This window comes from Xanthobacter aminoxidans (assembly GCF_043193615.1).
GTDB lineage: Bacteria > Pseudomonadota > Alphaproteobacteria > Rhizobiales > Xanthobacteraceae > Xanthobacter > Xanthobacter aminoxidans.
On sequence record NZ_JBAFUS010000001.1, the window covers coordinates 677,231 to 701,399 of the forward strand.

Annotated in this window: 26 protein-coding genes; 13 read left to right on the forward strand and 13 right to left on the reverse strand. The window is 68.3% G+C overall.

Annotated elements, in window-relative coordinates:
- Position 1: 1 nt before the first annotated feature.
- The 5 genes from V5F74_RS03045 to V5F74_RS03065 form a co-directional block, all read right to left on the reverse strand.
- Positions 2-1,183 carry an ABC transporter substrate-binding protein gene (locus V5F74_RS03045; RefSeq protein ID WP_394006208.1) on the reverse strand — a complete coding sequence of 394 codons (1,182 nt, stop codon included), beginning with the start codon at positions 1,181-1,183 and terminating at the stop codon, positions 2-4.
- A 44-nt stretch (positions 1,184-1,227) separates the two neighbouring features.
- A complete protein-coding gene (locus V5F74_RS03050) occupies positions 1,228-2,271 on the reverse strand; it encodes a branched-chain amino acid ABC transporter permease (protein ID WP_394006210.1) in 1,044 nt (347 codons plus the stop codon).
- Entirely contained in the window at positions 2,271-3,149 is an 879-nt protein-coding gene (locus V5F74_RS03055) for a branched-chain amino acid ABC transporter permease (protein ID WP_029557956.1), read from the reverse strand. Before V5F74_RS03055 ends, V5F74_RS03050 begins: the two co-directional genes overlap by 1 nt.
- On the reverse strand, positions 3,149-4,003 hold the full coding sequence (locus V5F74_RS03060; RefSeq protein ID WP_394006212.1) for an ABC transporter ATP-binding protein: 855 nt from the start codon (positions 4,001-4,003) through the stop codon (positions 3,149-3,151). Before V5F74_RS03060 ends, V5F74_RS03055 begins: the two co-directional genes overlap by 1 nt.
- A 126-nt stretch (positions 4,004-4,129) precedes the next feature.
- A complete protein-coding gene (locus V5F74_RS03065) occupies positions 4,130-4,891 on the reverse strand; it encodes a FadR/GntR family transcriptional regulator (protein WP_029557954.1) in 762 nt (253 codons plus the stop codon).
- Between the two features lie 409 nt (positions 4,892-5,300).
- Between V5F74_RS03065 and V5F74_RS03070 the strand changes: the two genes are divergently transcribed.
- Together V5F74_RS03070 and V5F74_RS03075 are read left to right on the forward strand one after the other, a co-directional pair.
- Positions 5,301-5,912 carry a cysteine dioxygenase family protein gene (locus V5F74_RS03070; RefSeq protein ID WP_394006214.1) on the forward strand — a complete coding sequence of 204 codons (612 nt, stop codon included), beginning with the start codon at positions 5,301-5,303 and terminating at the stop codon, positions 5,910-5,912.
- A 66-nt stretch (positions 5,913-5,978) separates the two neighbouring features.
- On the forward strand, positions 5,979-6,461 hold the full coding sequence (locus V5F74_RS03075; RefSeq protein ID WP_394006216.1) for a YybH family protein: 483 nt from the start codon (positions 5,979-5,981) through the stop codon (positions 6,459-6,461).
- 76 nt (positions 6,462-6,537) lie between these two features.
- On the opposite strand, the gene ilvC is transcribed toward V5F74_RS03075, so the two are convergent.
- The 3 genes from ilvC to V5F74_RS03090 form a co-directional block, all read right to left on the reverse strand.
- A complete protein-coding gene (ilvC, locus tag V5F74_RS03080; protein ID WP_024279649.1) occupies positions 6,538-7,557 on the reverse strand; it encodes a ketol-acid reductoisomerase in 1,020 nt (339 codons plus the stop codon).
- A 162-nt stretch (positions 7,558-7,719) separates the two neighbouring features.
- Positions 7,720-8,235, reverse strand: a complete 516-nt coding sequence (gene ilvN, locus V5F74_RS03085) for an acetolactate synthase small subunit (RefSeq protein WP_029557951.1) — start codon at positions 8,233-8,235, stop codon at positions 7,720-7,722.
- Between the two features lie 186 nt (positions 8,236-8,421).
- Entirely contained in the window at positions 8,422-10,182 is a 1,761-nt protein-coding gene (locus tag V5F74_RS03090) for an acetolactate synthase 3 large subunit (RefSeq protein WP_029557950.1), read from the reverse strand.
- 427 nt (positions 10,183-10,609) lie between these two features.
- Between V5F74_RS03090 and V5F74_RS03095 the strand changes: the two genes are divergently transcribed.
- From V5F74_RS03095 to lpxK, 7 genes are all read left to right on the forward strand, one after another.
- Positions 10,610-11,092, forward strand: a complete 483-nt coding sequence (locus V5F74_RS03095) for a hypothetical protein (protein WP_051679152.1) — start codon at positions 10,610-10,612, stop codon at positions 11,090-11,092.
- A gap of 10 nt (positions 11,093-11,102) precedes the next feature.
- A complete protein-coding gene (gene ubiA / locus V5F74_RS03100) occupies positions 11,103-12,068 on the forward strand; it encodes a 4-hydroxybenzoate octaprenyltransferase (protein ID WP_374252648.1) in 966 nt (321 codons plus the stop codon).
- A gap of 84 nt (positions 12,069-12,152) precedes the next feature.
- Positions 12,153-13,004: a 3'(2'),5'-bisphosphate nucleotidase CysQ gene (locus V5F74_RS03105; protein WP_394006220.1), complete on the forward strand. Its 852-nt coding sequence runs from the start codon at positions 12,153-12,155 to the stop codon at positions 13,002-13,004.
- Positions 13,001-13,246, forward strand: coding sequence for a DUF4170 domain-containing protein (locus V5F74_RS03110; RefSeq protein ID WP_024279655.1), 246 nt, complete (start codon positions 13,001-13,003; stop codon positions 13,244-13,246). The genes V5F74_RS03105 and V5F74_RS03110 overlap by 4 nt, the downstream gene beginning before the upstream one ends.
- 60 nt (positions 13,247-13,306) lie before the next feature.
- Positions 13,307-14,005: a lysophospholipid acyltransferase family protein gene (locus V5F74_RS03115; RefSeq protein WP_029557946.1), complete on the forward strand. Its 699-nt coding sequence runs from the start codon at positions 13,307-13,309 to the stop codon at positions 14,003-14,005.
- Positions 14,006-14,015: 10 nt separating this feature from the next.
- A complete protein-coding gene (locus V5F74_RS03120) occupies positions 14,016-15,311 on the forward strand; it encodes a 3-deoxy-D-manno-octulosonic acid transferase (protein WP_394006222.1) in 1,296 nt (431 codons plus the stop codon).
- Positions 15,311-16,327 carry a tetraacyldisaccharide 4'-kinase gene (gene lpxK / locus V5F74_RS03125; protein WP_245279373.1) on the forward strand — a complete coding sequence of 339 codons (1,017 nt, stop codon included), beginning with the start codon at positions 15,311-15,313 and terminating at the stop codon, positions 16,325-16,327. The genes V5F74_RS03120 and lpxK overlap by 1 nt, the downstream gene beginning before the upstream one ends.
- Before the next feature lie 12 nt (positions 16,328-16,339).
- On the opposite strand, the gene V5F74_RS03130 is transcribed toward lpxK, so the two are convergent.
- Positions 16,340-16,711, reverse strand: coding sequence for a DUF423 domain-containing protein (locus V5F74_RS03130; protein WP_024279659.1), 372 nt, complete (start codon positions 16,709-16,711; stop codon positions 16,340-16,342).
- Positions 16,712-17,010: 299 nt separating this feature from the next.
- On the opposite strand from V5F74_RS03130, the gene acs reads away from it, so the two are divergent.
- On the forward strand, positions 17,011-18,963 hold the full coding sequence (acs, locus tag V5F74_RS03135; RefSeq protein ID WP_374252641.1) for an acetate--CoA ligase: 1,953 nt from the start codon (positions 17,011-17,013) through the stop codon (positions 18,961-18,963).
- Between the two features lie 294 nt (positions 18,964-19,257).
- Here the strand turns inward: acs and V5F74_RS03140 are convergent, their stop codons facing one another.
- The 3 genes from V5F74_RS03140 to V5F74_RS03150 all read right to left on the reverse strand — a co-directional run bounded on the left by V5F74_RS03140 (position 19,258) and on the right by V5F74_RS03150 (position 20,561).
- The gene (locus V5F74_RS03140) at positions 19,258-19,530 is read right to left on the reverse strand and encodes a hypothetical protein (protein ID WP_024279661.1); all 273 of its coding nucleotides are present in this window, start codon (positions 19,528-19,530) and stop codon (positions 19,258-19,260) included.
- 105 nt (positions 19,531-19,635) lie between these two features.
- Positions 19,636-20,037: a TIGR02301 family protein gene (locus tag V5F74_RS03145; protein WP_024279662.1), complete on the reverse strand. Its 402-nt coding sequence runs from the start codon at positions 20,035-20,037 to the stop codon at positions 19,636-19,638.
- 59 nt (positions 20,038-20,096) lie between these two features.
- Positions 20,097-20,561 (reverse strand): NUDIX hydrolase, encoded by a 465-nt coding sequence (locus tag V5F74_RS03150; protein ID WP_394006226.1) that lies wholly within the window; start codon positions 20,559-20,561, stop codon positions 20,097-20,099.
- A gap of 196 nt (positions 20,562-20,757) precedes the next feature.
- On the opposite strand from V5F74_RS03150, the gene V5F74_RS03155 reads away from it, so the two are divergent.
- The 3 genes from V5F74_RS03155 (at position 20,758) to V5F74_RS03165 (ending at position 23,225) form a co-directional block, all read left to right on the forward strand.
- Entirely contained in the window at positions 20,758-21,321 is a 564-nt protein-coding gene (locus tag V5F74_RS03155) for an HD family hydrolase (RefSeq protein ID WP_250166741.1), read from the forward strand.
- The gene (locus V5F74_RS03160; protein WP_024279665.1) at positions 21,318-21,824 is read left to right on the forward strand and encodes a tyrosine phosphatase family protein; all 507 of its coding nucleotides are present in this window, start codon (positions 21,318-21,320) and stop codon (positions 21,822-21,824) included. Before V5F74_RS03155 ends, V5F74_RS03160 begins: the two co-directional genes overlap by 4 nt.
- A gap of 219 nt (positions 21,825-22,043) precedes the next feature.
- The gene (locus V5F74_RS03165) at positions 22,044-23,225 is read left to right on the forward strand and encodes an MFS transporter (protein ID WP_394006227.1); all 1,182 of its coding nucleotides are present in this window, start codon (positions 22,044-22,046) and stop codon (positions 23,223-23,225) included.
- A 7-nt stretch (positions 23,226-23,232) separates the two neighbouring features.
- Here the strand turns inward: V5F74_RS03165 and V5F74_RS03170 are convergent, their stop codons facing one another.
- The gene (locus tag V5F74_RS03170; protein ID WP_394006229.1) at positions 23,233-24,159 is read right to left on the reverse strand and encodes a class I SAM-dependent DNA methyltransferase; all 927 of its coding nucleotides are present in this window, start codon (positions 24,157-24,159) and stop codon (positions 23,233-23,235) included.
- Positions 24,160-24,169: the final 10 nt, after the last annotated feature.

Sequence of the window (24,169 nt, forward strand, 5' to 3'; positions counted from 1 at the left end):
ATCACTTCTTCAGGCTGATCCAGTCGGATGCCGGCTTCATCTGCTTGTCGGCGGCGTTGAACTGGTAGATGCGGCCGACGGGGACGGAATTTCCGGGCACCGAGATCGGGACGCCGATGATGCCGCCGGTGTCGAAGTCCTTGATGGAATTGAGCGCGGCCTTCAGCGTCTTGCCGTTCAGCTCCTGCCCGGCGGCGAGCGTGCGCTTTGCCGCCTCGCCCATGAGCATGGCGGTGAGGAAGCCCTGCATGTAGCCCGTCGCCTGATAGGTGGGGCGGAGCTTGCGGATCTTGTCGAGGATCGGCGCATCCGGAGCAGTGTCGTAATAGTAACGGTAGGGCATCACGCCCATGAAGCCGTCCGCCGGCGCGCCGACATTGGCCCATAGCGAGTTGTCCATGGACCAGAAAGTGCCCATGAACTTGGTCTTGAGCCCGAGTTGCTTGGCCTGAGACATGAATTCCGGCAGCGGCGCCAGCACATAACCGTGGAAGATGGTGAAGTCCGGGTTTGCGCGGCGCAGCTTCAGCACCTCGGTGGAGACGTCCACGGCGGTGGGCGGGGTGACGATCTGCGCCACCACATCGAGCCCCATGGCCTTCGCCCGCTTCACGCTCGCCTCGATGGGGTCGCGGCCGAATTCGGTGTCCGAGTTCACGAAGACGAGCTTCGCGCCCGGCTGCGCCTTGGCGATGTATTCGAGCAGGATGGCGAACATCTCCACATAGTCCGGCCCGGCCATGAACTGGAACGGATACTTCTCGGGATTGTTCAGCTCGCTGCCGAAGGAGGCGCCGGCCATGAGGATGGTGCCGCGGCGGTTCAGCTCCTCGTTGATGGTCTTGGCGAAGCCGGTACTGTCGCCATAGTAGAGGTGAATGTCGTTCTGGGTGGTGAGCTTGTTGAACACCGCCACCGAGGTATCCACCTTGTAGGCGGTGTCCTCATAGGCGAGGCGCAGCTTGCGCCCGGCGATGCCGCCGGCCTCGTTGGTGAGCTTCACATAGTCGGACATCCCCGCCTCGATGGCCACGCCGGCGAAGGCGAACACGCCGGTCAGCGGGATGGACCCGCCGATGACGATCTCCTTCTCCTGCGCATAAGCGGTGAAGCCGGGAAAGGCGGAGGCAAGGCCGGCGCCGGCGGCGAGGCCCATGATCTGGCGTCTGTTGAGACTGGTCATTGGCGTTTTCTCCCTTGGATCTTTTTACTTTGTCTTTTCTTGCGTCACGTGCGGAACGGCCACAGATGGAAGAAGCGGCGCGCGCGGCGCACCATTTCCGCAAGTCCGTGCGGCTCGAATACGAGGAACAGGATGATGAGCGCCCCGAACACGATGGTGCGCACCGGCGAGAGCGCCGCGCCGGCATTGGGGAAGATGGGCGCGAGCCAATCCACCACATACTTCAACAGCTCCGGCACGAGCGTCATGAAGGCCGCGCCCAGCACCGAGCCGATGATGGTGCCGAGCCCGCCCACGATGACCGCCGCGAGGAAGAAGATGGAGGTGGCGAAGGGGAAGCTCTCCGGCGTCACCACGCGGAAGAAATAGGCCCACATGCCGCCCGCCACGCCCGCGTAGAAGGACGAGAGGGCGAAGCTCATGAGCTTGTACCGGAGCAGCGGGATGCCCAGCACTTCGGCCGAGATATCCCGGTCGCGGATGGCGATGAAGGCGCGGCCGATGCGGGTGCGGAAGAGGTTCGCCGCGCCCAGAACCATCAGGCAGGTGATGGGCACGATGACGAAATAGAGCGCGAACGGGCTCGCCAGCTCCAGCCCGAACAGCCGCGCCGGCGCGACATTGATGCCGCGCACACCGCCCGTCACCGAAACCCAGTGGGTGAAGACGAAATGCAGGATCACCGAGGCCGCGATGGTGGCGATGGCGAGATAGAGCCCCTTCACCCTGAGGCTCGGAATGCCCACCAGCACACCCACCAAAGCGGACACGAGGCCGGCGGCCAGGATGTTGAGGAGGAAGGGCATTCCCACCTGCCCCTCGAAGAAGGCGACCGTATAGGCCCCCACCGCCATGAAGGCCGCCTGCCCGAGGCTGACGAGGCCAGTAAAGCCGGTGAGGATGTTGAGCCCCGTCGCGCTCGCCACGTTGATGGCGACGAGGCAGGCGAGATAAAGCCAGTATTGGTTGAGCACGAAGGGCGCGAGCACCAGCATGGCGAGGAGCACGCCCATCCACGCCCGCTGCGTCGAGGTGACGAGCAGGCCCTCGTCGGCGATGTAGGTTTCCTTGGCGGTTGCGATGCGCATCAGAGCCGCTCGATCTCCACGGTGCCGAACAGGCCGTAGGGCCGGATCATCAGCGCCGCGATGAGGATGGAGAAGGTGGTGACGAGCTTGTACTCGCCGCCGAGGAAGGTGCCCGCCCAGGCCTCCACGAGGCCGATGAGGATGCCGCCGACGAGCGCGCCGAGCACGCTGTCCAGCCCGCCGATGATGACCACCACCAGCGCCGAGAGGCCGAACACGCCCATGGTGGGCGAGATGCCGCCGATGGCCCCCACCAGCAGCCCCGCCCCGGCGGCGGTGGCGCAGGCCACCATCCAGGCCAGCGAGAACACCGCCGGCACGTTGATGCCGCATGAATAGGCCGCCGCCTGGTCGGTCGCCGTGGCGCGCAGGGCGACGCCGCCGCGCCAGAAGCGGAACAGCAGCAGAAACAAGGCGATGACCAGCGCCGACACCACGAAGCCGATGGCGATTTTGCGCGAGACATAGGCCTCGCCGATGAACACCGGTGCCTGCCCCATGAAGTCCGGCAGCGCGCGCGGATCGGTGTTCCAGATCAGCTCCGTGGCGCCGATGAGCACCGAGCCGAGCCCCACGGTCAGCATGAGCACTGAGATGGAGCTTTCCCCCAGCATGGGCCGGATGAGCGTGCGCTCCACCACGAAGCCGAACAGCGCACCGCCGGCGATGGCGAGCGGAATGGCGAGCCAGGTGGCGAGGCCGAAGGCGGTGACGAAGGCGAAGAAGAGATAGCCGCCCAGCATCAGGATCTCGCCCACCGCGAGATTGATGACGCGGGTCGCCTTGTAGATCAGCACGAAGGACAGGGCCGTGAGCGACAGCAATGCGCCGGAGCCGAGCCCCGCCAGTGTCACCTCGGTGAAGAAGAGCCAATCCATCAGGCCGCCTCCCCCACGCCGGAGAGGCGGCGCATCAGCTCGGCCGGGTCGCCCGAGCCGAGATAGGCGGCGGCGACTTCCGGATTGCCCTGCACCTCGGCGGGCAGCCCCTGCGCGATGACCTTGCCGAAATTCAGCACCACCACATGGTCGGAGATGTCCATCACCATCGCCATGTCGTGCTCCACCATGAGGATGGAGATTCCCCACTCTTCCTTCACGTCGAGGATGAAGCGGGCCATGTCCTCGGTCTCTTCCCGGTTCATGCCGGCGACGGGCTCGTCCAGCATCAGGAGGCGCGGACGCATGGCCAGCGCCCGGGCCAGCTCCACCCGCTTCTGGAGGCCGTAGGAGAGGGAGGCGACGGGCTTGTTGCGGATGTGGTCGATTTCCAGGAAGTCGATAATCTGCCGCTCCACCTCGGCGCGCAGCTCCATCTCCTCGGCCCGGGCCGCGCCCCAATAGGTCAGCGCCTGCAACAGGTTGGTCTTCATGTGGGCGTGCCGGCCGAGCTTGATGTTGTCGAGCACGGTCATGCCCTTGAAGAGCGCGATGTTCTGGAAGGTGCGCGCCAGCCCGGCCTTCGCCCGCTCCGGCGGATGGGTGCGGGTGATGTCCACGCCGTCGAGACGGATCGCCCCGGCGCGCGGGCGGTAGAAGCCGGAAATGCAGTTGAACAGCGATGTCTTGCCGGCGCCGTTCGGGCCGATGAGGGCGGTGATGGAGCCCTTCTTCACCTCGAAGGACACATCGGTGAGCGCCCTGAGCCCGCCGAACCACAGGCCGAGGCCGTCCACCGCCAGATGCGCGGCGACGGGCGCAGGCGTTGCCGCAGAGGCTGGCGCGGCGTTCATGCGCCCTCCCCCGGCCGCGGGCTGGCGCACGGGCGCCGCCCGGCCACAGGGACCGAGTTGACGTGTTCCAAGGCATTCCCTCCAAAGCCGCCGGTTTTCCGGCGATCATTTTGGCTTTACTTCACCTCAACTCTGCGACTTGCTCAGCGCATAGCGCGCGAAGATGCGCTCCACTGGCTCGTCAATCTCGCGGCCGGCCCGCACGAAGCCCTTGCGCCAGTCCACCAGATGCCGGCGCATCCAGGTGCGGGAGAGTTCGAGGTCGCGCGCCCTGACTGCGTCGATGATGAAGCGGTGCGCCTGCGCCATGCGCCCGGCGCCCTCGGGCACCCTCCGGCAGATCATCTCCGTGGAGGGAAAGAACAGCAAGGCGGCGGGCTCGCGCGCCATCTCCAGCACGCGGTTGCCGCAGGCACGGGCGAGGAGCGCGTGAAATTCTGAATCCAGCTCGGCCACGACGACGGGATTGTTCACCGCCGCCTCGAGGCGCTCCTGGTTATCTTCCAGCGCCGCCAGCATGTCCGCATCCGCATGGACGACCGCGCCTTCGACCGACCCCACTTCCAGCACCATGGCGGTGTCGAACAATTCGCGAAAGGTCACGTCCTGCAGCACCAGCGCGCGGCTGATGCGGGTGGAGAGGCCGCCGGCCCGCGGCTCGCAGACGAACAGCTTGCGGCTCGCCTCCCGCCGCACAAGGCCGCCCTGCTCCAGCACGCGGATGCCCTCGCGCACGGTGGAGCGGTTCACCCCGAACTGCCGCACCAGCGCCGCCTCGGTGCCGATCTCGTCCCCCGGCCGCAGCCGGCCGGACACGATCTCGGCCTCGATGGCCTCGGCGACCATCTCGTAGGCGGAAGGGACCTTGATGCGGTCGAACCGTTCCATCGCGGGCGGAAAATCCTCAAAAGGAGGCTTTGTCGGACAAAAGGCTATTTGCAGCGAAATGGGTTGTCAACGGGGAGAATAGGAAATGCATTTTTCGGCATAAATAACTGACAAAAAACATTTTTCCTAGTCTTGACGATTTCGCCCGACATCTTTTGCATCGCATCATTGCAGGCGCACACTGATGCGTTTGCCGATCGCGCGGCGCGTCGTATTCACGCGTCCCGGACAGTCCCCGGCCCTATTCTTGCCTCGCTCGCCAGCGCGCGATCCCAACGCGCGACGTGCCTTGGACGGGTCTGGTCATGCCATTGTTTTTCCAACGAGATTGCGCACATCAAGGGCGCGCCCCCGGCGTGTCGCAAAGCAGACGACGCGCAGCGGTCCCCAGCTTCGGGATGGCCGCGCGATGACGACCACCCCACCCGAGCCGCTGCGTCGCTTTTGCTGGGACATCCAGTCCATGGTGGAGCTGGCGGACGATCCGCGCGAGATCCTGATGATCGGCCGCGACCTCATGGGCCGGCTGGTGGCGCAGGACGATTGGCTGCCGGAGGTGTTCGCCCGGCTCGACGACGCGCCGTTCCGTCAATACCAGCTCTATGCGGACCAGATGACCCGCTTCACCGTCATCGCCACCGTGCTCGCCCCCAGCGCCGCGCTGCCGGTGAGCGAGCAGACAGTCTGGGAACTGGCCGGCGTGCTGCGCGGCGAGGTCCTGCGCCAGAGTCTCGCGCTGCCGGACGGCGCACCGCCGGTGGCACGGGCGGCTTCGAAATGCCTCGGCGCGGGCGCGGTGGATGCCTTCTCGCCCAAGGACGGGGACGGGCTCGCCATTGCCAACGGCTCGTCCACCGCTCCCGCCATCCTGATCGAGGTACATGGCGCGGAGATCGGCGACCAGCCCCGCAGCACGGTCGGGCCGGACGGCACCGTGGGCAGCTTCACCACCGTCTACGCCAACCCGCCGGAGGCGCCGGCCTGGGACATCCTGACCATCCAGGCGCGCATTGTGGACTGACGGTTGCCGGCCGGCGGGCGGCGGTGCTCTAGTCGTCCGGCGCCCGCCGGCGCGGAGACCTGCGAGATGCTGCGCCGCGCCGTCCTTGTCCTCGCTCTCCTCCTCGCGCCGGCCCTCGCCCATGCCGAGGACCGTTCGGCGGGGGACCGCGCCGCCGAAGCCGCCATCCGCGCCCGCCTTGCCGCCTGGACCGAGGCGTTCAACCGGGGCGATGCCGCGGCCACCTGCGAGCTGTTCGCCGACGATCTGAAATCCGATGTGCGGGGTGCCCCTGCGGGGGACAAGGCCGCCGTCTGCGCGCGCATCGCCAGGGCGCTGGCGAAGTCCGGCGGCAAGCTCGCTTATGTCTGCCAGATCCACGAAATCCTGGTGTCCGGCGACCTCGCCATGGTGCGCCTCACCTGGGTGCTCACCGAGCGCCCGGGCGGCAATGCGCTTTCGCGCGACGAGGGCATGGACATCTTCCGCCGCGACGCCGACGGCATCTGGCGTATCGCCCGGTTCATGGCATTCGCGGTGGAGAGCGAGAGCACGCCGGGCGGGAAATAGCCACCACCAAGCCCCGCCAACAAAAAAGCCCCGGAGCAGCCTTCGCCGCTCCGGGGCCTGCCTCAGCGCGTGAGGATCAGTTCTTGGACTTGTCCACGAGGGCCTTGGCCTTGATCCAGGGCATCATGGCGCGCAGCTTCTCGCCGACTTCCTCGATGGGGTGGGCGTTGACGCGGGCGCGAGTGGCCTTGAAGGAGGCCTGGTTGACCTTGTTCTCCAGCATCCAGTCGCGGGTGAACTTGCCGGACTGGATGTCGTTCAGCACGCGCTTCATCTCGGCCTTGGTCTCGGCGGTGATGATGCGGGGGCCGGTGACGTACTCGCCGTATTCGGCGGTGTTGGAGATCGAGTAGTTCATGTTGGCGATGCCGCCCTCATAGATGAGGTCGACGATCAGCTTCACCTCGTGGAGGCACTCGAAATAGGCCATCTCGGGGGCGTAGCCGGCTTCCACCAGCGTCTCGAAGCCGGCGCGGATCAGCTCCACGAGGCCGCCGCAGAGCACCACCTGCTCGCCGAAGAGGTCGGTCTCGCACTCTTCCTTGAAGGTGGTCTCGATGACGCCGGCGCGGCCGCCGCCGATGGCGGAGGCGTAGGAGAGGCCGAGGTCATGGGCGTTGCCCGAGGCGTCCTGGGCGATGGCGATGAGGGTCGGCACGCCGCCGCCACGCTGGTACTCGGACCGTACGGTATGGCCGGGGCCCTTGGGGGCGACCATCAGCACGTCGAGGTCCTTGCGGGGCTCGATGAGGTTGAAGTGCACGTTGAGGCCGTGGGCGAACAGCAGCGCCGCGCCGTGCTTCATGTTGTCGGCGAGGCTCTCGCGATAGATGTCGCCCTGCAGCTCGTCGGGGGTGAGCATCATCACCACGTCGGCGATCTTGGCGGCCTCGGCGGGCGCCATCACCTTGAAGCCCTCGGCCTCGGCCTTCTTGGCGGAGGCGGAGCCGGGACGCAGGCCGATGATGACATCCTTCACGCCCGAGTCGCGCATGTTGAGCGCATGGGCATGGCCCTGGCTGCCATAACCGATGACGGCGACCTTCTTGCCCTTGATCAGGTTCAGGTCGGCGTCGCTGTCGTAATAAACGCGCATCGTGGTCTCCTTATGGGCGTTATCTCGAATTGGGGGATGGCCGCGGCTCCTTTGCACCGGATCGCGGCAAATGGAAACAGGCGTTTCGCCCGGCACCGCTGCCGGTGAACGCCTGTTTCCGATTGGTCACATTGTCAGGCCGCGGTCCTCACGTGGCCCATTTCACATGGCCTCCGGGCCGCGGGAGATGGCCACCACGCCGGTGCGCGCCACCTCCACGAGGCCGAGCGGCTCCATGAGCCAGGCGAACTGGTCGATCTTGTCCGACTTGCCGGTGATCTCGAACACGAAGCTCTCGCGGGTCGCATCGATGACGCGGGCGCGGAAGGCCTCGGCGAGCCGCAGCGCCTCGCCGCGGGCCTCGCCCACGCCGCGCACCTTCACCATGGCCAGCTCGCGCTCCAGCGCCGAGGCCTCCACGGTCAGGTCGCGCACCCGGTGCACGGGCACGAGGCGGTCGAGCTGGTTCTTGATCTGCTCGATCACCATGGGCGTGCCGGTGGTGACGATGGTGATGCGCGAGAGGTGCCCCTCGTGGCTCACCTCCGACACCGTCAGGCTGTCGATGTTGTAGCCGCGGCCGGAGAACAGGCCGATGACGCGCGCCAGCACGCCCGGCTCGTTGTCGACCAGGACGGAGAGGGTATGGCGCTCGATGGGCTCGGAAGAGTTGGGCATGGGTGTCTCGGATGGAATGGCGTGAGGGCGCGGGGGAAGAGGCTCCCTCTCCCCTTGCGGGAGAGGGTCGGGGTGAGGGGTATGGTTCAGCTTGGCCAGCGCCGGGCGTTTCGACCCGGCGGCCTCACCCCTCACCCCCAGCCCCTCTCCCGCGAGGGGAGAGGGGAGGAAGCGAAAGGGCCCGCCTCACACCAGCATCTTGCCCTCGTCGGTGATGGCCTCGTCGAGGTCCACGGCCATGTCGCCGAGGATCATCTCGTTGTGGGCGCGGCCCGAGGGGATCATGGGGAAGCAGTTTTCCTGCTGGTCCACGATGCAGTCGAAGATCACCGGCCGCTTGATGGCGATCATCTCCTCGATGGCGGCGTCCAGATCCGAAGGCTTGTCGCAGCGGATGCCCACGCCGCCATAGGCGTCGGCGAGCTTCACGAAGTCGGGCAGCGCCTCGGAATAGGAGTGGGAGTAGCGCGCGCCGTGCAGCAGTTCCTGCCACTGGCGCACCATGCCCATGTACTTGTTGTTCAGGATGAAGATCTTCACCGGCAGGTCGAACTGCACGGCGGTCGACATCTCCTGCATGTTCATGAGGATGGAGGCTTCGCCGGCGATATCGATGCACAGGGCGTCGGGGTGCGCCTTCTGCGCGCCGATGGCGGCGGGCAGGCCGTAGCCCATGGTGCCGAGGCCGCCGGAGGTCATCCAGCGGTTCGGCTCCTCGAAGCGGAAGAACTGCGCCGCCCACATCTGGTGCTGGCCCACCTCGGTGGAGATGTAGACGTCCTTGTCCTTGGTGAGATTGTAGAGCCGCTCGATGGCGTATTGCGGCTTGATGATCTCGTCCGACTGCCGGTAGGCGAGGCAGTTGCGCCCCCGCCAGCGGTCGATCTGCGTCCACCACGCATCCAGCGCCGCCTTGTCGATGGACAGGTCGCGGGCCTTCCAGGCGGCGAGCATATCGGCGAGCACGCGGGTGCAGTCGCCGATGATGGGCAGGTCCACCTTGACGTTCTTGTTGATGGACGAGGGGTCAATGTCGATGTGGATCTTCTTGGAGCCCGGCGCGAAGGCGTCGAGGCGGCCGGTGATGCGGTCGTCGAAGCGCGCGCCGATGCAGACCATCACGTCGCAGCCGTGCATGGCCATGTTGGCTTCATAGGTGCCGTGCATGCCCAGCATGCCCAGCCACTGGCGGTTGGCCGCCGGGAAGGCGCCGAGACCCATGAGGGTCGAGGTGACGGGCACGCCGGTGAGGCGCGCCAGCTCGCGCAGGATACGGCTCGCCTCGGGACCGGAATTGATGACGCCGCCGCCGGTATAGAAGATGGGCCGCTTCGCCCCGGCCAGCATCTCCACCGCGGCCGCGATCTGCGGCGCCTCGGCGTCGAGCTTCGGACGGTAGGTCTTGTGCTGGATGTTCTCGCGGCCGACATAGGTGCCGGTGGCGAACTGCACGTCCTTCGGAATGTCGACCACCACCGGGCCGGGCCGGCCGTTCTGGGCGACATAGAAGGCCTCATGCAGCACGCGCGCGAGGTCGTTCACGTCCCGCACGAGGTAATTGTGCTTGGTGCAGGGGCGGGTGATGCCGACCGTGTCGCATTCCTGGAAGGCGTCGTTGCCGATGAGGTGGGTGGCCACCTGCCCGGTGATGCAGACGATCGGGATGGAATCCATCAGCGCGTCGGTGAGGCCGGTGACGGCATTGGTGGCGCCGGGGCCGGAGGTGACGAGCACCACGCCGACCTTGCCGGAGGAGCGGGCATAGCCCTCGGCCGAATGCACCGCCGCCTGCTCGTGCCGCACCAGGATGTGCTCGATGTGGTTCTGGTGGAACAGCGCATCGTAGATCGGCAGCACGGCACCGCCGGGATAGCCGAAGATGTGCTCGACGCCCTGGTCGGCGAAGGCCTGGATCACCATCTCGGCGCCGGTCATCTGCTTGCTCATGGTGCAACTCCCTGCGGGAACCATCCGGTCCCGGCCGGCGCGCTTCGCCGGACTTTTATCCTTGTCTCCACCCGGCCTGCGGCCCGGCTCGATCCTGAAATTCCGCGCCGGCGCCCCGGCTCAGAAACGACGAAGGGGCCCGAAGGCCCCTCGTCACGCGCCACTTCATTCGTCACAGCCCTCAGGCCAGACGGAAAGTGGCGCACCACCCTACGAGAAGAATAACGATCTTGCGCATGGCCGCGCTGTCCCTTTCAAAAGTTGCGCGAAATTACCCACGCGCAAGGGGTCCGTCAAGCGCCGATGCACTCCGTTAGGGAATGCGTGGTAGCTTTCCGCGCGTTCCGCCGTGATATTGCCCAAAGTTGGGGGTCTGTATATCAAACCTGCGGTCCGAGAGGATCCCGATGAGGAGGGGCTCTGCCTCATGAAGACGTTCACGCTCGCGATTTCGGCCACTCTGGTCGCAACTGCGCTGTCCGCCGGCGTCGCGCTCGCGGATTGCCAGACCGATGTCGCGTCGGTTCGCGGTGAACTGGAGGAGAAGGGCAAGGCCCTGCAGGCAGTGGTGAACAAGAAGGAGAAGGACCCGCAGGTGCTCTGCCCCGCGTTCCGCGCCTTCGCCGCCGCAGAGCAGAAATGGGTGAAGTTCCTCACCGACAACAAGGACTGGTGCCAGATCCCGCAGCAGGCCGTCGATCAGGCCGCCGCCTCCAACAAGAAGACCGTGGACATCCGCAACCGGGTCTGCGAGGCCGCCGCCAACGGCGCGTCCGGCGTGGGCGGGCCGAACAAGCCGCCGCCGCAGGGCTCCATGTCCAGCGCGCTCGGGATCACCACCGGCTACAGCATCGATGCGGGGAAGAACACTGGCGTCTTCGGCACCCTCAACGGCAACGCACTGAAGTGAGGTCGCCGGATTGAGTGCCCGCGAAGGGGCTGCCGCCCCGCCGATCGCCGATGCCCCGCGTGGTAACTGGGTGGAGCGCCTGGCCCCTGGCCCGGTGCGGCCATACCTGCGACTCGCGCGGATGGACCGTCCGATCGGGTCCTGGCTCCTGCTTCTGCCCTGCTGGTGGTCCACGGCGCTCGCCGCCATCGCCAATGACGACCCCTATCCCTCGCCCAAGCTGCTGGTGCTGTTCGCCATCGGCGCCGTCGCCATGCGCGGGGCGGGCTGCACCTGGAACGACATCCTCGACCGCAAGATCGACCGGCAGGTGGCGCGCACCCGCGGCCGCCCCGTCGCATCCGGACAGGTGAGCGTTCCCGCCGCCTTCGCGTTTCTGATTTTTCAGGCCCTCGTCGGCCTCGCAGTGCTGCTCTCGCTGCCGCATTTCGCCATCGTCACCGGCATCGCCTCCCTCGGCGTGGTGGCCGTTTACCCGCTGATGAAGCGCGTGACCTCGGTGCCGCAGCTCATCCTCGGCATCGCCTTTTCCTGGGGCGCGCTGATGGGCTGGGCGAGCGTGATGCGCACCATCGCCGATCCCGCCTTGCTGCTGTTCGCCGGCTCGGTGCTGTGGGTGTTCGCCTACGACACCATTTATGCCCATCAGGACAAGGAGGACGACGCCATCGTCGGCGTGCGGTCCACCGCCCTCCTGTTCGGGCGCAGCACCGGCCTTGCCGTGTCGCTGTGCTATGCGCTGGTGGTGTTCCTGTTCGCCGCGGCGCTCATGTCGGTGCCGGTGGGGCCGTTCGCCTATCTCGGGCTGATCGGCTTCGCCATTCACCTGTGGATGCAGGTGCGCCGGCTCGACATCGACGATCCCGAGCGCTGCCTCGCCGTCTTCAAGTCGAATCGCGATGCCGGCCTGATCCTGTTCGTGGGCCTCGCCCTCGACACCCTGCTGCCCAACACCATCCTCCCTCTCCTGCCGTAAGGACACCCTTCGGGGCGGTCCGATTGACGCGGTGCAGCATGAGATGGCTTGCCTCGCGGCGTCCGCGCCCCTATTTGGCAGGCAATGAGCACCGAACCGACGCGCGCCGGCGGCGGGGATCATCCCCGTTTCGCCATCGACGACGCCTTCGCCCGCCGTATGGTCCATACGGTGGCCGAGGCCGGCGAGATGGCGCGTGGCATGTTCGCGGCCGGCGTGAAGACCTGGACCAAGGGCAACAATTCTCCCGTCACCGAGGCCGACATGGCGGTGGACGCCTTCCTGCGTCAGCACCTGACGGCGCTTGATCCCGCCGCCGGCTGGCTGTCCGAGGAATCGGCCGATACGCCCGCACGCCTCTCCGCCTCGCGCCTGTGGGTGGTGGACCCCATCGACGGCACCCGCGCCTTCATGGCTGCCGGCAGCGACTGGGCGGTGTCCGTGGCGCTGGTGGAAGCGGGACGGCCGGTGGCCGCCGCCTTGTTCGCCCCGGCCACCGACGAGATGTTCACCGCCATTGCCGGCGCCGGTGCCTTCCGCAACGGCCGCGCCCTCGCCGTCGCCTCCCGCGCGCGGCTGGAAGGGGCCCGGGTCGCCGGCCCGCCCGCCGATCTCGACCGCATCGCCCGCGCCGCCCCCATCGAGCGCCTGCCGCGCATCCGCTCGCTGGCGCTGCGCCTCGCGCGGGTCGCCACCGGCGAAATCGACGTCGCCTTCGCCGGCGGCAATTCCAATGACTGGGATCTGGCCGCCGCCGACCTCGTCGTCACGGAGGCGCAGGGCCACCTCACCGGCCACGACGGCATTGCGCTGCGCTACAATGCGCCCATTCCCAGCCACGCCCCCCTCGTCTGCGCCGGTGCGCCGCTGCACCAGGCCGCGCTCGAGGCGATGGGCGCACCCGTTTCTTTCAAAGCCGCATTGGATACGCCATGACCGAGACGAAGAAGCAGTTGCCCCACCTGGTTTTCGGCGGGGAGCTCACCGCAATCGACAGCGCCGAGTTCAAGGATCTGAGCAAGCTCGACATCGTCGGCATTTATCCCGACTATGCCAGCGCAACGGCGGCCTGGAAGGCCAAGGCGCAGCAGACGGTGGACAACGCCATGATGCGCTACTTCGTGGTACACCTCCACCGCCTCCTCGATCCGGAAACCGGCAAGGTTCAGGGCGGGTGAAGATCGGGTTCCTCGTCCCTCACCCGGTGCGGGACGCAACAACAGTGGGCAAACCATAAGATGTGGCGGCGACTGAGGACAAACCGCGCCTTCAAGGTGGCAGCGGGAACGACGTTTGCGTCCTATTTCAAGCTGGTGGCGCATACGACCGATTTCGTCGTCGAGCCCCCGGACGTCTTCGACACCATCGACGAGCACCTGCCGGTGATCGTCACCTTCTGGCACGGGCAGCATTTCCTCACCCCGTTCGCCATGAAGCCCCACCACAAGGCCAAGGTGCTGATCTCCCGCCATGCGGATGCGGAGATCAATGCCATCGCCGCCGAGAAGCTGGGCGTCGGAACCATTCGCGGCTCCGGCGCCACGTCCAAGCGCGACTTCCACCGCAAGGGCGCGGTCTCCGCCACCTACCAGATGCTGGACACCCTGGCGGAAGGCATCAATGTGGCGATGACCGCCGACGTGCCCAAGATCGCCCGCAAGGTGGGCATGGGCGTCGTTACCATTGCACGCTACTCGGGACGCCCTATCATCCCCGTCGCCATGGCGACCCATAATCGCATCACATTGAAGAGCTGGGACCGTGCCAGCCTGAACCTGCCGTTCGGGAAGGGTGCCGCCGTCGCCGGTGCGCCGATCTGGGTCGACCGCGACGTGGACGAGGCCGGCCTCCTCGCCGCCCGCGATCAGGTGCAGGCCAGCCTTGAGGACGTGACCCGCCGGGCCGAGGCGCTGGCCGCACGGACCTCTCGTCGATGAAGGCCTCGACATGAAGGGGCGCAAGCTGCCTCTCACCCTCCGGGCCTACCGGCGGGCGAGTTCCGTGGCGGCGCTGCTGGCGCCGGCCTGGCTCTCCTATCGCGTCCGCAAGGGCAAGGAAGACCCGGCGCGCCTCGCCGAGCGGCGCGGCTATGCCAGCACCGAGCGCCCCCCGGGCCCGCTGGTGTGGGTGCATGGCGCCAGCGTCGGCGAAGTCATTTCCGTCCTTCCGCTGATCGAGCGGCTCTCCCAGCGCGGCTTCCGCGTGCTGCTCACCTCCGGCACGCTCACCTCCAGCCGCGTGGCTGAGCGGCGGGCGCCCCCCGGCGTCATCCACCAGTTCGTGCCGCTGGACGCCCGCGCCTTCGTCGCCCGCTTCCTCGACCACTGGTCGCCGGACCTCGTGCTGCTGGCCGAATCCGAACTGTGGCCGAACCTGCTCGCCGAGCTGGGCCGCCGTGGCACGCCCGTCGTGCTGGTCAATGGCCGGCTGTCCGAACGCTCCGCCACCCGCTGGAAAAAGCTTCCCAAGAGCGCGCGGGCGCTGCTCTCCCGCGTGGACCTGTGCCTCGCCCAGAGCGAGGAGGACGGCGCGCGCTTCCGGGCGCTGGGTACGCCGCGGGTGGAAGTCTGCGGCAACCTGAAATTCGACGTGCCGCCCCCCTCCGCCGACACGGCCGAACTCCAGCGGCTCGACAAGGCGCTCGGCAAGCGGCCGATCCTGCTCGCCGCCTCCACCCATGAGGGTGAGGAGGCGCTGATGATCGAGGCGCACGAGATCCTCACCTCCAAGATCCCGGAGCTGGTGACGGTGATCGCCCCGCGCCATCCCGAGCGCGGGCTGGATGTGGCGGCGCTCGCCCAGGCGGCGGACCTCGCCACCCGCCAGCGCAGCCTCGGCGAGCTGCCGGACCGGGAAACCGACATCTACATCGCCGACACCATCGGCGAGCTGGGCCTCTTCTATCGCATGGCGCCGGTGGTCTTCATGGGCGGCTCGCTGGTGGAGCATGGCGGGCAGAACCCGATCGAGCCGGCGAAGCTCGGCGCGGTGGTGCTGCACGGCCCCCATGTCTGGAACTTCGCCAACATCTACGAGCGGCTCGATGCCGACGAAGGCGCGGCGGAAGTCACCGATGCACTGGGCATCGCCCGCGCCGCCTATGCCCTCATCAAGGACCCGCAGCTGCACGGCGAGATGGCCGATGCGGCCCACGCTGCCGTGACCTCGCTGGGCGGCGCGCTGGACCGCACGCTGGTCGCCATCGAGCCCTATCTCGTCCACATCCGCCTGCAGGCCCGCTGATGCTGCGCGCGCCCGCCTTCTGGTGGCGCGACCGGCCGGGCCTTGCCGCCGCTATGCTCTCTCCGGTCGCCGCCGTCATCGGCGGCGTCGCGCTGCGCCGGCTCGGGGAGGCCGGCGGCATGGTGGACGTGCCGGTGATCTGCATCGGCAATCCCACGGTCGGCGGCGCGGGCAAGACCCCCACTGCCATCGCCCTCATCGAACGGCTCAAGGCGCGCGGCGCGCAGCCCTTCGCCCTGCTGCGCGGCCATGGCGGCAAGGCCAAGGCCCCCCTTCGGGTCGATCCAGCCTCCCACACCGCGGCGGATGTGGGGGACGAAGCCCTGCTGCTCGCCATTCATGCGCCCACCATCGTCGCCGGCGGGGACCGGCTGGGTGGCGCGCGGCTGGCGGTGAAGGCCGGCGCGAGCCATGTGGTGATGGACGACGGCTTCCAGAACCCCTCCCTCCACAAGGATTGCACGCTGCTGGTGATCGATGCCGGCGTCGGCGTGGGCAACGGCTGCGTCACCCCGTCCGGGCCGCTGCGCGCTCCGCTGGCCCCGCAGATCGAGAAGGCCGATGCGCTGCTGCTGATCGGCGACGGCGCGCCCGGCGAGACGGTGGCCGGGCTGGCCCGCGCGGCGGATCTGGCCGTGCTGCACGGGCACCTCGCGCCGGAGCCCTCGGCCGTCGCGGCGCTCAGGGGCAAGCCTCTCGTCGCCTTCGCCGGCATCGGACGGCCGGAGAAGTTCTTCGCCACGCTGGAGGCGGAAGGGCTCAATGTGGTCGCGCGCCACGCCTTCCCCGACCATCATCCCTACCGGACGGACGAGATCGCCCGCCTCGCGGCGGAGGCGCGGCGCCTCGGCGCGCGGCTGGTGACGACGCAGAAGGACTTCGTCCGGATCGGCTTCGCGTACACCGTCAGCGCGAAGATCGCGAACCTGCCCGTCAGCCTCGCGCTGGACGGGGGCGATCGGCTCGACGCCCTGATCAGCTGGGCCGAGGCCCGCGTCGCCGCCCGCAGGCTGTAAGGCCGGACCGGCTCAGTGTCGCCGGGCGAGCAGCGCGGTCGCCGCCACCATCAGCCAGCCGAGGATCATCAGGCTGCCGCCAAATGGCGCACTGCCGCCCAGGAGCTTGACGTCCATCAAGGCCCTTGCGGCCAGATCGCCCGAAAAGAGAAGCGTGCCGAGCGCGATGGCGCTCGCCCCCACCTTCAGCAGCACGCCCCCGCGCGTGAGCTGGAGGGCAAGAGCGACCAGCGCCGCCAGCGTCGCGGCGTTGAACAGCAGGAAGTGCGACGCGGTCTCAAGGTTGGTGCCCCCGCCCACATGGGCCGCAGCAGCCGCGGCCGCGACACCGGCCGCACCGAACAGGCCGGCAAGAAGGACGAGAAGACGGGTCCAGAGGTCCATCGGGTGTATCCTGTCGGGCGTTTGCCGGGGCGTTTCCTGGGGCGTTTTTTGCGGGCGCATCGCGGGCGGTTGTCTATACGCCCGGCGGGCGGATCGCGGGAGCCGCGCCGGCTGCGGCATCGCGCGCCGCCACGGCGGTGCGCACCCCGGGGACCAACCAAGGGCTATGAGCCCAAAGTCTTGACCGGCGGTGCCTTGTGAAGCGTCGAGGCGCTCAGCATAATCCGCCCCAACCAAGGCGGGTACCGCCGTGAATGATGGACAGCGGACGAAGCGGTCCGCGCGAGGGAGGCAGAAGAATGTCCGACAAGGTCTATGACGTTCCGTCCCAGTGGGCCCAGAAAGCCTATGTGGACGACGCGCACTACAAGTCCATGTATGCCGCCTCGGTCAACGACCCGAACGCCTTCTGGGGCGAGCACGGCAAAAGGATCGACTGGTTCACGCCCTACACGAAGGTGAAGAACACTTCGTATGATCCGGGCCACGTCTCCATCAAGTGGTTCGAGGACGGCGTGACAAACGTCGCCTACAATTGCGTGGACCGGCACCTCGAGACCCGCGGCGACCAGGTGGCCATCATCTGGGAGGGCGACAGCCCCGACGAGAGCCGCAAGATCACCTATCGTGAGCTGTCCTCCGAGGTGAACAAGCTCGCCAACGTGCTGCGCAACCGCGGCGTGGAGAAGGGCGACCGCGTCACCATCTACCTGCCGATGATCCCCGAGGCAGCGTTCGCCATGCTCGCCTGCGCGCGGCTCGGCGCCATTCACTCCATCGTGTTTGGCGGCTTCTCGCCGGACAGCCTCGGCGGGCGCATCGCCGATTGCGGCTCCAAGGTCGTCATCACCGCCGACGAGGGCCTGCGCGGCGGTCGCAAGGTGCCGCTGAAGGCCAATGTGGACGCGGCCGTGAACCAGATCGAGGGCGGCGTGGACCACGTGATCGTGGTGCGCCGCACCGGCGGCAAGGTGGACATGACCCCCGGCCGCGACGTCTATTACGACGAAGCCGCCGCCATGGTGACGGACGAATGCCCGGCCGAGCCGATGAATGCGGAAGATCCGCTGTTCATCCTCTACACCTCCGGCTCCACCGGCAAGCCGAAGGGCGTGCTGCACACCACCGGCGGCTATCTCGTCTATGCGTCCATGACGCATCAGTACGTGTTCGACTATCACCCCGGCGACATCTACTGGTGCACCGCCGACGTGGGCTGGGTGACGGGCCATTCCTACATCGTCTATGGCCCGCTCGCGAACGGCGCCACCACGCTCATGTTCGAGGGCATCCCGAACTATCCGAGCGTGTCCCGCTTCTGGGACGTGATCGACAAGCATCAGGTGTCGATCTTCTACACCGCCCCCACCGCCATCCGCTCGCTGATGCAGGCGGGCGAGGAGCCGGTGAAGAAGACCTCGCGCGCCTCCCTGCGCCTGCTCGGCTCGGTGGGCGAGCCCATCAATCCCGAAGCCTGGGAGTGGTACTACCGCGTGGTCGGCGAGGAGCGCTGCCCCATCGTCGATACGTGGTGGCAGACCGAGACCGGCGGCATCCTCATCACCCCCCTGCCCGGCGCGACGAAGCTCAAGCCCGGCTCGGCCACCCGTCCCTTCTTCGGCGTGCAACCGGAAGTGGTGGATGCGGCGGGCGGCGTGCTGGAAGGCGCCTGCGAGGGCAACCTCGTGATCGCCGACAGCTGGCCGGGCCAGATGCGCACGGTCTATGGCGACCATGAGCGCTTCGAGCAGACCTACTTCGCCACCTATCCCGGCAAGTACTTCACCGGCGACGGCTGCCGCCGCGACGCGGACGGCTTCTACTGGATCACCGGCCGCGTGGACGACGTCATCAACGTCTCCGGCCACCGCATGGGCACGGCGGAGGTGGAAAGCGCCCTCGTCGCCCATCCGAAGGTGTCCGAGGCCGCCGTGGTCGGCTTCCCGCACGACATCAAGGGCCAGGGCATCTATGCCTACGTCACCCTGATGGACGGCGAGGAGCCCACCGAGGAGCTGCGCAAGGAGCTGGTGGCCTGGGTGCGCCGGGAAATAGGCCCCATCGCCTCGCCCGACCTGATCCAGTTCGCGCCGGGCCTGCCCAAGACCCGCTCGGGCAAGATCATGCGCCGCATCCTGCGCAAGATCGCGGAAGACCAGTTCGACAGCCTCGGCGACACCTCGACGCTGGCCGATCCCGGCGTGGTGGAAGACCTCATCAGCAACCGCCAGAACAAGCGCGACGCGGCCTGAGGGCACGTCTCAGGCGCCCTTCATCGTCACCGTCATGGCCCGGCGCGTCCGGGCCATCCACCGGGCCGATGGAGCGGTGGGACGGACGAAGATCCCGCCCGGCCGCACCGTGGATCCCCCGGAGGAACCGGGGGATGACGGCGGTGAAAGCGAAACCAAGACCAAGCCGGCGTCCCTCGGGGCGCCGGTTTTCTTTTGGCACCGGCGCACAAGAAAAAACCGGACGTTCGCGAGAACGCCCGGCGGGAGGAATGCGACGATCATGGAAGCGGCGAGGGAGGCTCGCCGCGCCGCTCAGTGCGAGCGGCTGACCACGGTGTATTCGCCGGCGGCGACCCGCTCGGCGACGCGCGCCATATATTCGGAGCTGGCGGCCTCGCCATAGGTGGCGACGAGGCTGCGCAGGGCGGTGAAGAGCGCGGCCTGCACCAGGCAGTCCTCGTCCAGCCCTTCGCGCACGGCCTCGACCCACGCATCGTTCAGATAGGTCAAGGCGGCGTGGCGGTCATCGGCGGCCATGTCCGAGATTTCGGGCAGGTCGATGACGGGGTTGGTCAAGGTGGACACGATGGGCTGCCTCCGCGCCGCAGAACCGAACGGCGCACCGGATATCTAGCACTTCACGCTGGGGGATTCAGGCGAGTTCTGACCAAAAGGTTAACACAGAAGGGGTCAATTCCCCCCATACCGCACCACGATTTCGTGAGTGAGCCGCCCGCCCTCGTCGAGCTGGCGATCCACCGCCATGCGCGCCGCCGGCGTGCAGCTGCGATAGACCTCGGCATAGCTGGAATAGCCGCGGTTGAAGCTGGCGATGATCTTGGAGCGGCGGGCGTCCGAGGGCTGCTCGGTATCGATGAGTGCCTGCATCTCGTTGCGCCAGCGCTGCGCCTCGGCAGTGACGCCGCACAAGGGCCGCAGGTAATGCAGGGCGCCGAGAATTTCCGCGAGGCGCATCAGGTCGCCGTCATAGGGCGGGGGCGCGCCTTCCGTCGGCCCGGCGGCGCGGGACGCGGCGGGGCCGGCGAGCACGAGGCCGGCAGTCAGGAGAAGGGCGAGCGCGCGCATCATCATGGTTCCGCCGCCACTCCTGCGGCGCCCGGCGCGCGCGGTCAAGGGGGCCAACCGGCGGTTCACATCTCGCCCATCAGGAGCGCGGCCTTGGCCACCACCTCGGCGAGCCCCTCGGTGGTGGTGAGGGCGGCGACCTCGTTGGGCCGGAACCAGCCGACCTCGGCCGCCTCCTCGCCGGGCTTCGGCTCCCCGCCGCGCCAGCGGGCGGCGTGGGCGAGGACCACGAAATGGGCCTTCAGCTCCCCCTCCCGGTTGCGCACGATGATGTCGCGGGCGGCGGCGAGGCCGACGATCTCGGCCACGACCCCCACCTCTTCCATCACCTCGCGCACGGCGGCCTCGGCCACCGTCTCGCCCGGCTCCACCCGTCCGCCCGGCAGGCTCCACAGGCCGGCGCCGGGATTGGCGGCGCGGCGGGCGAGCAGCACGAGGGGGCCGCGGAACACGGCGGCGCTGGCGGCGAGCGTCGGGCGCACCTCCACCCGCGGGGGAACGGCCGTTGCGCTATCCAGGGTGTCGGACATGAAGGATCTCGGGCGAGGCGATGCAGCCGGAGCCGTGACGGGCGGCTTGTGAGGTTTCGGCCGGAGCTTACCTTTCCCCGATCCGAGGAGCACGCGATTCGTGACTGAGCCAGACGTCCCCGCCAAACCCGTTGCCAAACCCGTTGCAAAGACGACCTCCCGTCGTGCCGGCGCCGCGCCGCGCGCATGGCAGCGCATGCTCTCCGGCCGCCGGCTCGACCTGCTCGACCCCTCCCCCCTCGACGTGGAGATCGAGGACATCGCCCACGGTCTCGCCCGCGTGGCGCGCTGGAACGGCCAGACATCGGGCGCCAACATCTTCTCCGTGGCCCAGCATTCCCTGCTGGTGGAGAAGATTTCCCGCCGCACCCATCCGGATCTCGACGCCCGCTGGCGCCTCTGCGTGCTGCTGCACGACGCGCCGGAGTACGTCATCGGCGACATGATCTCCCCCTTCAAGGCGGTGCTGGGGGGCGACTACAAGACGGTGGAGGCGCGCCTCCTCAATGCCATCTGCGTGCGCTTCTCGCTGCCGGTGGGCTGGCCCGATCAACTTTTGAAGATCGTCAAGGCGGCGGACCGTGCCTCGGCCTATTTCGAGGCGACGCGTCTGGCGGGATTTGCGGAAGAGGAGGCGAAAGCCTTCTTCGGCCGCCCGGCCCGCCTCGACGCTGGGGTGGAAAAGGACTATCTCACCCCATGGGAGGCGGAAACGGCGAAAGCCCGTTTCCTCAAGAGATTCGAGGAGCTTGCGCCATGATCCATGTCTGCTCCCTCGCCAAGCTGCACGATACGGTCGCCACGACCGGCGCGCGGCATGTCATCACCCTCATCAATGGCGGCACGGTGCTGACCCGGCCGAGCAACGTCGACCCCACCAACCACCTCTTCCTCGGCATCAACGACATCGCCGAGGAGATCGAGGGGCTGGTGGCGCCCGGCGAGGCGCACATGCTCGAGCTGTTCGAGTTCGTGCGCGCCTGGCCGCGCCAGACGCCGCTGGTGATCCATTGCTATGCCGGCATCTCGCGCTCCACGGCGGCGGCCTATGCCACGCTCTGCGCGCTGTTGCCGGATCGCGACGAGATGGAGCTGGCCCAGCGCCTGCGCCACGCCTCGCCAACAGCGACGCCGAACCCGCGCATCGTGTCGCTCGCCGATGCAGCGTTGCAGCGGGAGGGCCGGATGGTTGCCGCCATTCACTCGATCGGTCGCGGCGCCGATGCCTTCGAGGGCGAGCCCTTCTCCCTGCCGGTGGCCTGAGCGCAGCCGGAGCCTGGACGGGACCGCGCGCGATCTCAGCCCTGCATCGCGCGGGCAGCACGGATGCCGGCTGCGCGCGCGATGCACTCGCGAGCATGGCGGGCATGGGCTATGTTGCGCCGCAACTTATCCTGGACAGACTGAGCTGCGGGGCTCTGGCGCCTCTTCGCCAGCCCGCGCCGTCTGCCCTGCCCCGGCCGCCCCGGCCAGAGACAGCCCATGCCCGCTTCCGCTCCGAGCCCGAACCAGCTGGGCTTCGCCCGCATCTTCGCCATGGCCGCCGCTGCCGGCGTCGCCGTGGCGAACATCTATTACAACCAGCCCATGCTGGCGGTGATGGAGGCGGACCTGCCCGGCCCGTTGACGCCGCTGGTGCCCACCGTGACGCAGCTCGGCTATGCCGCCGGCCTGTTCCTGCTGGTGCCTTTGGCCGATCAGCTGGAACGGCGGCGGCTCATTGTCCTGCATTTCGTCGCGGTGGCGGCGGCCGCCGCGTTATCGGCCTTGGCGCAGGGCCCGCTGGCGCTGCTCGCGGCCTCGCTGCTGCTCGGCCTCGGCTCCACGGTGGCGCAGCAGATCGTGCCATTTGCCGCCCATCTCGCGCCGCCGGAGAAGCGCGGGGCGACGGTGGGCACGGTTCTCTCCGGCATCCTCGCCGGCATCCTGCTCAGCCGCACGCTGGCGGGCTTCGTCGCCGCCCATGCGGGCTGGCGCGCCATGTTCTGGCTGGCGGTGCCCATGGCGCTCGCCGCCGCGGGCCTGATGGCCGCCATGCTCCCCCGCAGCAAGCCGGAGGGCGGGTTGAGCTATGCCAGCCTCATGGGCTCACTCCTCGGATTGTGGAAGGAGTTCCCGACGCTCCGCCGGGCGGCGATCACGCAGGCGCTGATCTTCGCCTCCTTCATCGCCTTCTGGACCATCCTCGCCTTCCGGCTGGAGGGGCCGCCGTTCGGCCTCGGCTCGGAGGCCGCCGGCCTGTTCGGCATCCTCGGGCTGGTGGGCGTGCTCGCCGCGCCGCTGTTCGGCCGCTTCACCGACCGGCGGGGGCCGGCCAGCGTCGTGGTGCTCGGCACCGTGCTGGCGCTCGCGGCGTGGCTGTTCTTCTCGCTTTGGTCGCAACTGGCGGGTCTTGCCGTGGGTGTGGTGCTGATCGACCTCGGCATCCAGAGCGCGCTGGTGGGCAACCAGCACCGCATCTTCGCCCTGCGGCCGGCGGCACGCGCGCGGCTCAACACCATCCTCGTGGGCACCATGTTCCTCGGCGGCGCCTTCGGCTCGGCCGTCGCCACGATGGCCTGGACATGGGGCGGATGGGCCGCCGTCTGTGCCACCGGGCTCATCCTGTGCGTGGGGGCGCTGGTCATCACGCTGCTGTCCGGACGGAACACCGCCAGAGGCTGAAGCGGCTTCAGCCGGCCGCCAATACACCCACCAGCCCCGGCACCGGCGCGCCCTTTTCCGAGCGGGTGGAGGCCCGCTCCAGCAGCACGACGGTAAGCCTCGCCTCCGCCGCCAGCGCGCGGACATAGTCCTCCCCATGGGCATAGCGCAGCGTCTCGCGCAGCAGCACGCCTTCGCCCTCGTGCGTCTCCAGCGTGAAGGCGAAGAGGCCGCCAGGCGCCAGCGCGGCGCGCGCGGCGTGGAAGATGGGGGCAAGATCACCCACATAGCAGAGTGCGTCGGCGGCGAGGACGAGATCGAGGCCGCCGGCCGGCATCGCCCCCAGCGCCGCGCCCATCTCGCCGGCTTCGAGGGCGGCATAGAGGCCGAGCGCCCGCGCCTTCTCCAGCATGGCGGGGGAGAGGTCCACCCCGTCGAGCCGCTCGACAAGCGGCGCGAAGAGCACGCCGGCGAGGCCCGTGCCGCAGCCGAGGTCCAGCGCCGCGCCGAAGCGGACGTCGCGCCCCTGGGTGGCACAGGCGGCCCGCACCGCCTCCAGCAGCAGCTCGGGGCCGCGATAGGCGAGCTTCTCGCGCAAAGCGGTATCGAAGCGATCGGCGTATTGGTCGAACAGGGTGCGCACATAGGCCGCCGACATGACGCCGTCCGCCTCGCCCCCGAGCCGCGCCCGGCGCAGCCCCGCGCCCAGCCGGTCGGCGGGATCGAGCGCCAGAGCCCGTCCATAGGCCTCCCGCGCCGACTCAGCCTCCCCCTGCCCTTCCCGCGCCTCGCCCAGCAGGAACCAGGCGGCGGCGAAAGCGGGCGCCGCCTCCACCGTCTCGGCGAGGAGCTCTGCGGCGGCGGCAAAATCTCCCTCGGCGAGGAAGGCGCGCGCCCAGTCGAGCCGTCGGTCGAGGACGGGATCGCCTGATGTGTCGAAGGCAGCAGCGGACAAGCTCGATCTC

Excerpts from the sequence above, each read along its gene's own strand:
- V5F74_RS03110 (WP_024279655.1), top strand. The coding sequence starts at position 13,001 with ATGACCGAGACGAAGAAGCAGTTGCCCCACCTGGTTTTCGGCGGGGAG.
- V5F74_RS03070 (WP_394006214.1), top strand. The coding sequence starts at position 5,301 with ATGACGACCACCCCACCCGAGCCGCTGCGTCGCTTTTGCTGGGACATC.
- V5F74_RS03115 (WP_029557946.1), top strand. The coding sequence starts at position 13,307 with ATGTGGCGGCGACTGAGGACAAACCGCGCCTTCAAGGTGGCAGCGGGA.
- V5F74_RS03050 (WP_394006210.1), bottom strand. The coding sequence starts at position 2,271 with ATGCGCATCGCAACCGCCAAGGAAACCTACATCGCCGACGAGGGCCTG.
- V5F74_RS03150 (WP_394006226.1), bottom strand. The coding sequence starts at position 20,561 with ATGTCCGACACCCTGGATAGCGCAACGGCCGTTCCCCCGCGGGTGGAG.
- lpxK (WP_245279373.1), top strand. The coding sequence starts at position 15,311 with ATGCTGCGCGCGCCCGCCTTCTGGTGGCGCGACCGGCCGGGCCTTGCC.
- V5F74_RS03160 (WP_024279665.1), top strand. The coding sequence starts at position 21,318 with ATGATCCATGTCTGCTCCCTCGCCAAGCTGCACGATACGGTCGCCACG.
- V5F74_RS03130 (WP_024279659.1), bottom strand. The coding sequence starts at position 16,711 with ATGGACCTCTGGACCCGTCTTCTCGTCCTTCTTGCCGGCCTGTTCGGT.
- V5F74_RS03105 (WP_394006220.1), top strand. The coding sequence starts at position 12,153 with ATGAGCACCGAACCGACGCGCGCCGGCGGCGGGGATCATCCCCGTTTC.
- V5F74_RS03165 (WP_394006227.1), top strand. The coding sequence starts at position 22,044 with ATGCCCGCTTCCGCTCCGAGCCCGAACCAGCTGGGCTTCGCCCGCATC.
- V5F74_RS03120 (WP_394006222.1), top strand. The coding sequence starts at position 14,016 with ATGAAGGGGCGCAAGCTGCCTCTCACCCTCCGGGCCTACCGGCGGGCG.
- V5F74_RS03045 (WP_394006208.1), bottom strand. The coding sequence starts at position 1,183 with ATGACCAGTCTCAACAGACGCCAGATCATGGGCCTCGCCGCCGGCGCC.
- V5F74_RS03155 (WP_250166741.1), top strand. The coding sequence starts at position 20,758 with ATGCTCTCCGGCCGCCGGCTCGACCTGCTCGACCCCTCCCCCCTCGAC.
- V5F74_RS03060 (WP_394006212.1), bottom strand. The coding sequence starts at position 4,003 with ATGAACGCCGCGCCAGCCTCTGCGGCAACGCCTGCGCCCGTCGCCGCG.
- V5F74_RS03075 (WP_394006216.1), top strand. The coding sequence starts at position 5,979 with ATGCTGCGCCGCGCCGTCCTTGTCCTCGCTCTCCTCCTCGCGCCGGCC.
- ilvN (WP_029557951.1), bottom strand. The coding sequence starts at position 8,235 with ATGCCCAACTCTTCCGAGCCCATCGAGCGCCATACCCTCTCCGTCCTG.
- V5F74_RS03090 (WP_029557950.1), bottom strand. The coding sequence starts at position 10,182 with ATGAGCAAGCAGATGACCGGCGCCGAGATGGTGATCCAGGCCTTCGCC.
- V5F74_RS03065 (WP_029557954.1), bottom strand. The coding sequence starts at position 4,891 with ATGGAACGGTTCGACCGCATCAAGGTCCCTTCCGCCTACGAGATGGTC.
- ilvC (WP_024279649.1), bottom strand. The coding sequence starts at position 7,557 with ATGCGCGTTTATTACGACAGCGACGCCGACCTGAACCTGATCAAGGGC.
- V5F74_RS03145 (WP_024279662.1), bottom strand. The coding sequence starts at position 20,037 with ATGATGATGCGCGCGCTCGCCCTTCTCCTGACTGCCGGCCTCGTGCTC.
- V5F74_RS03095 (WP_051679152.1), top strand. The coding sequence starts at position 10,610 with ATGAAGACGTTCACGCTCGCGATTTCGGCCACTCTGGTCGCAACTGCG.
- acs (WP_374252641.1), top strand. The coding sequence starts at position 17,011 with ATGTCCGACAAGGTCTATGACGTTCCGTCCCAGTGGGCCCAGAAAGCC.
- V5F74_RS03055 (WP_029557956.1), bottom strand. The coding sequence starts at position 3,149 with ATGGATTGGCTCTTCTTCACCGAGGTGACACTGGCGGGGCTCGGCTCC.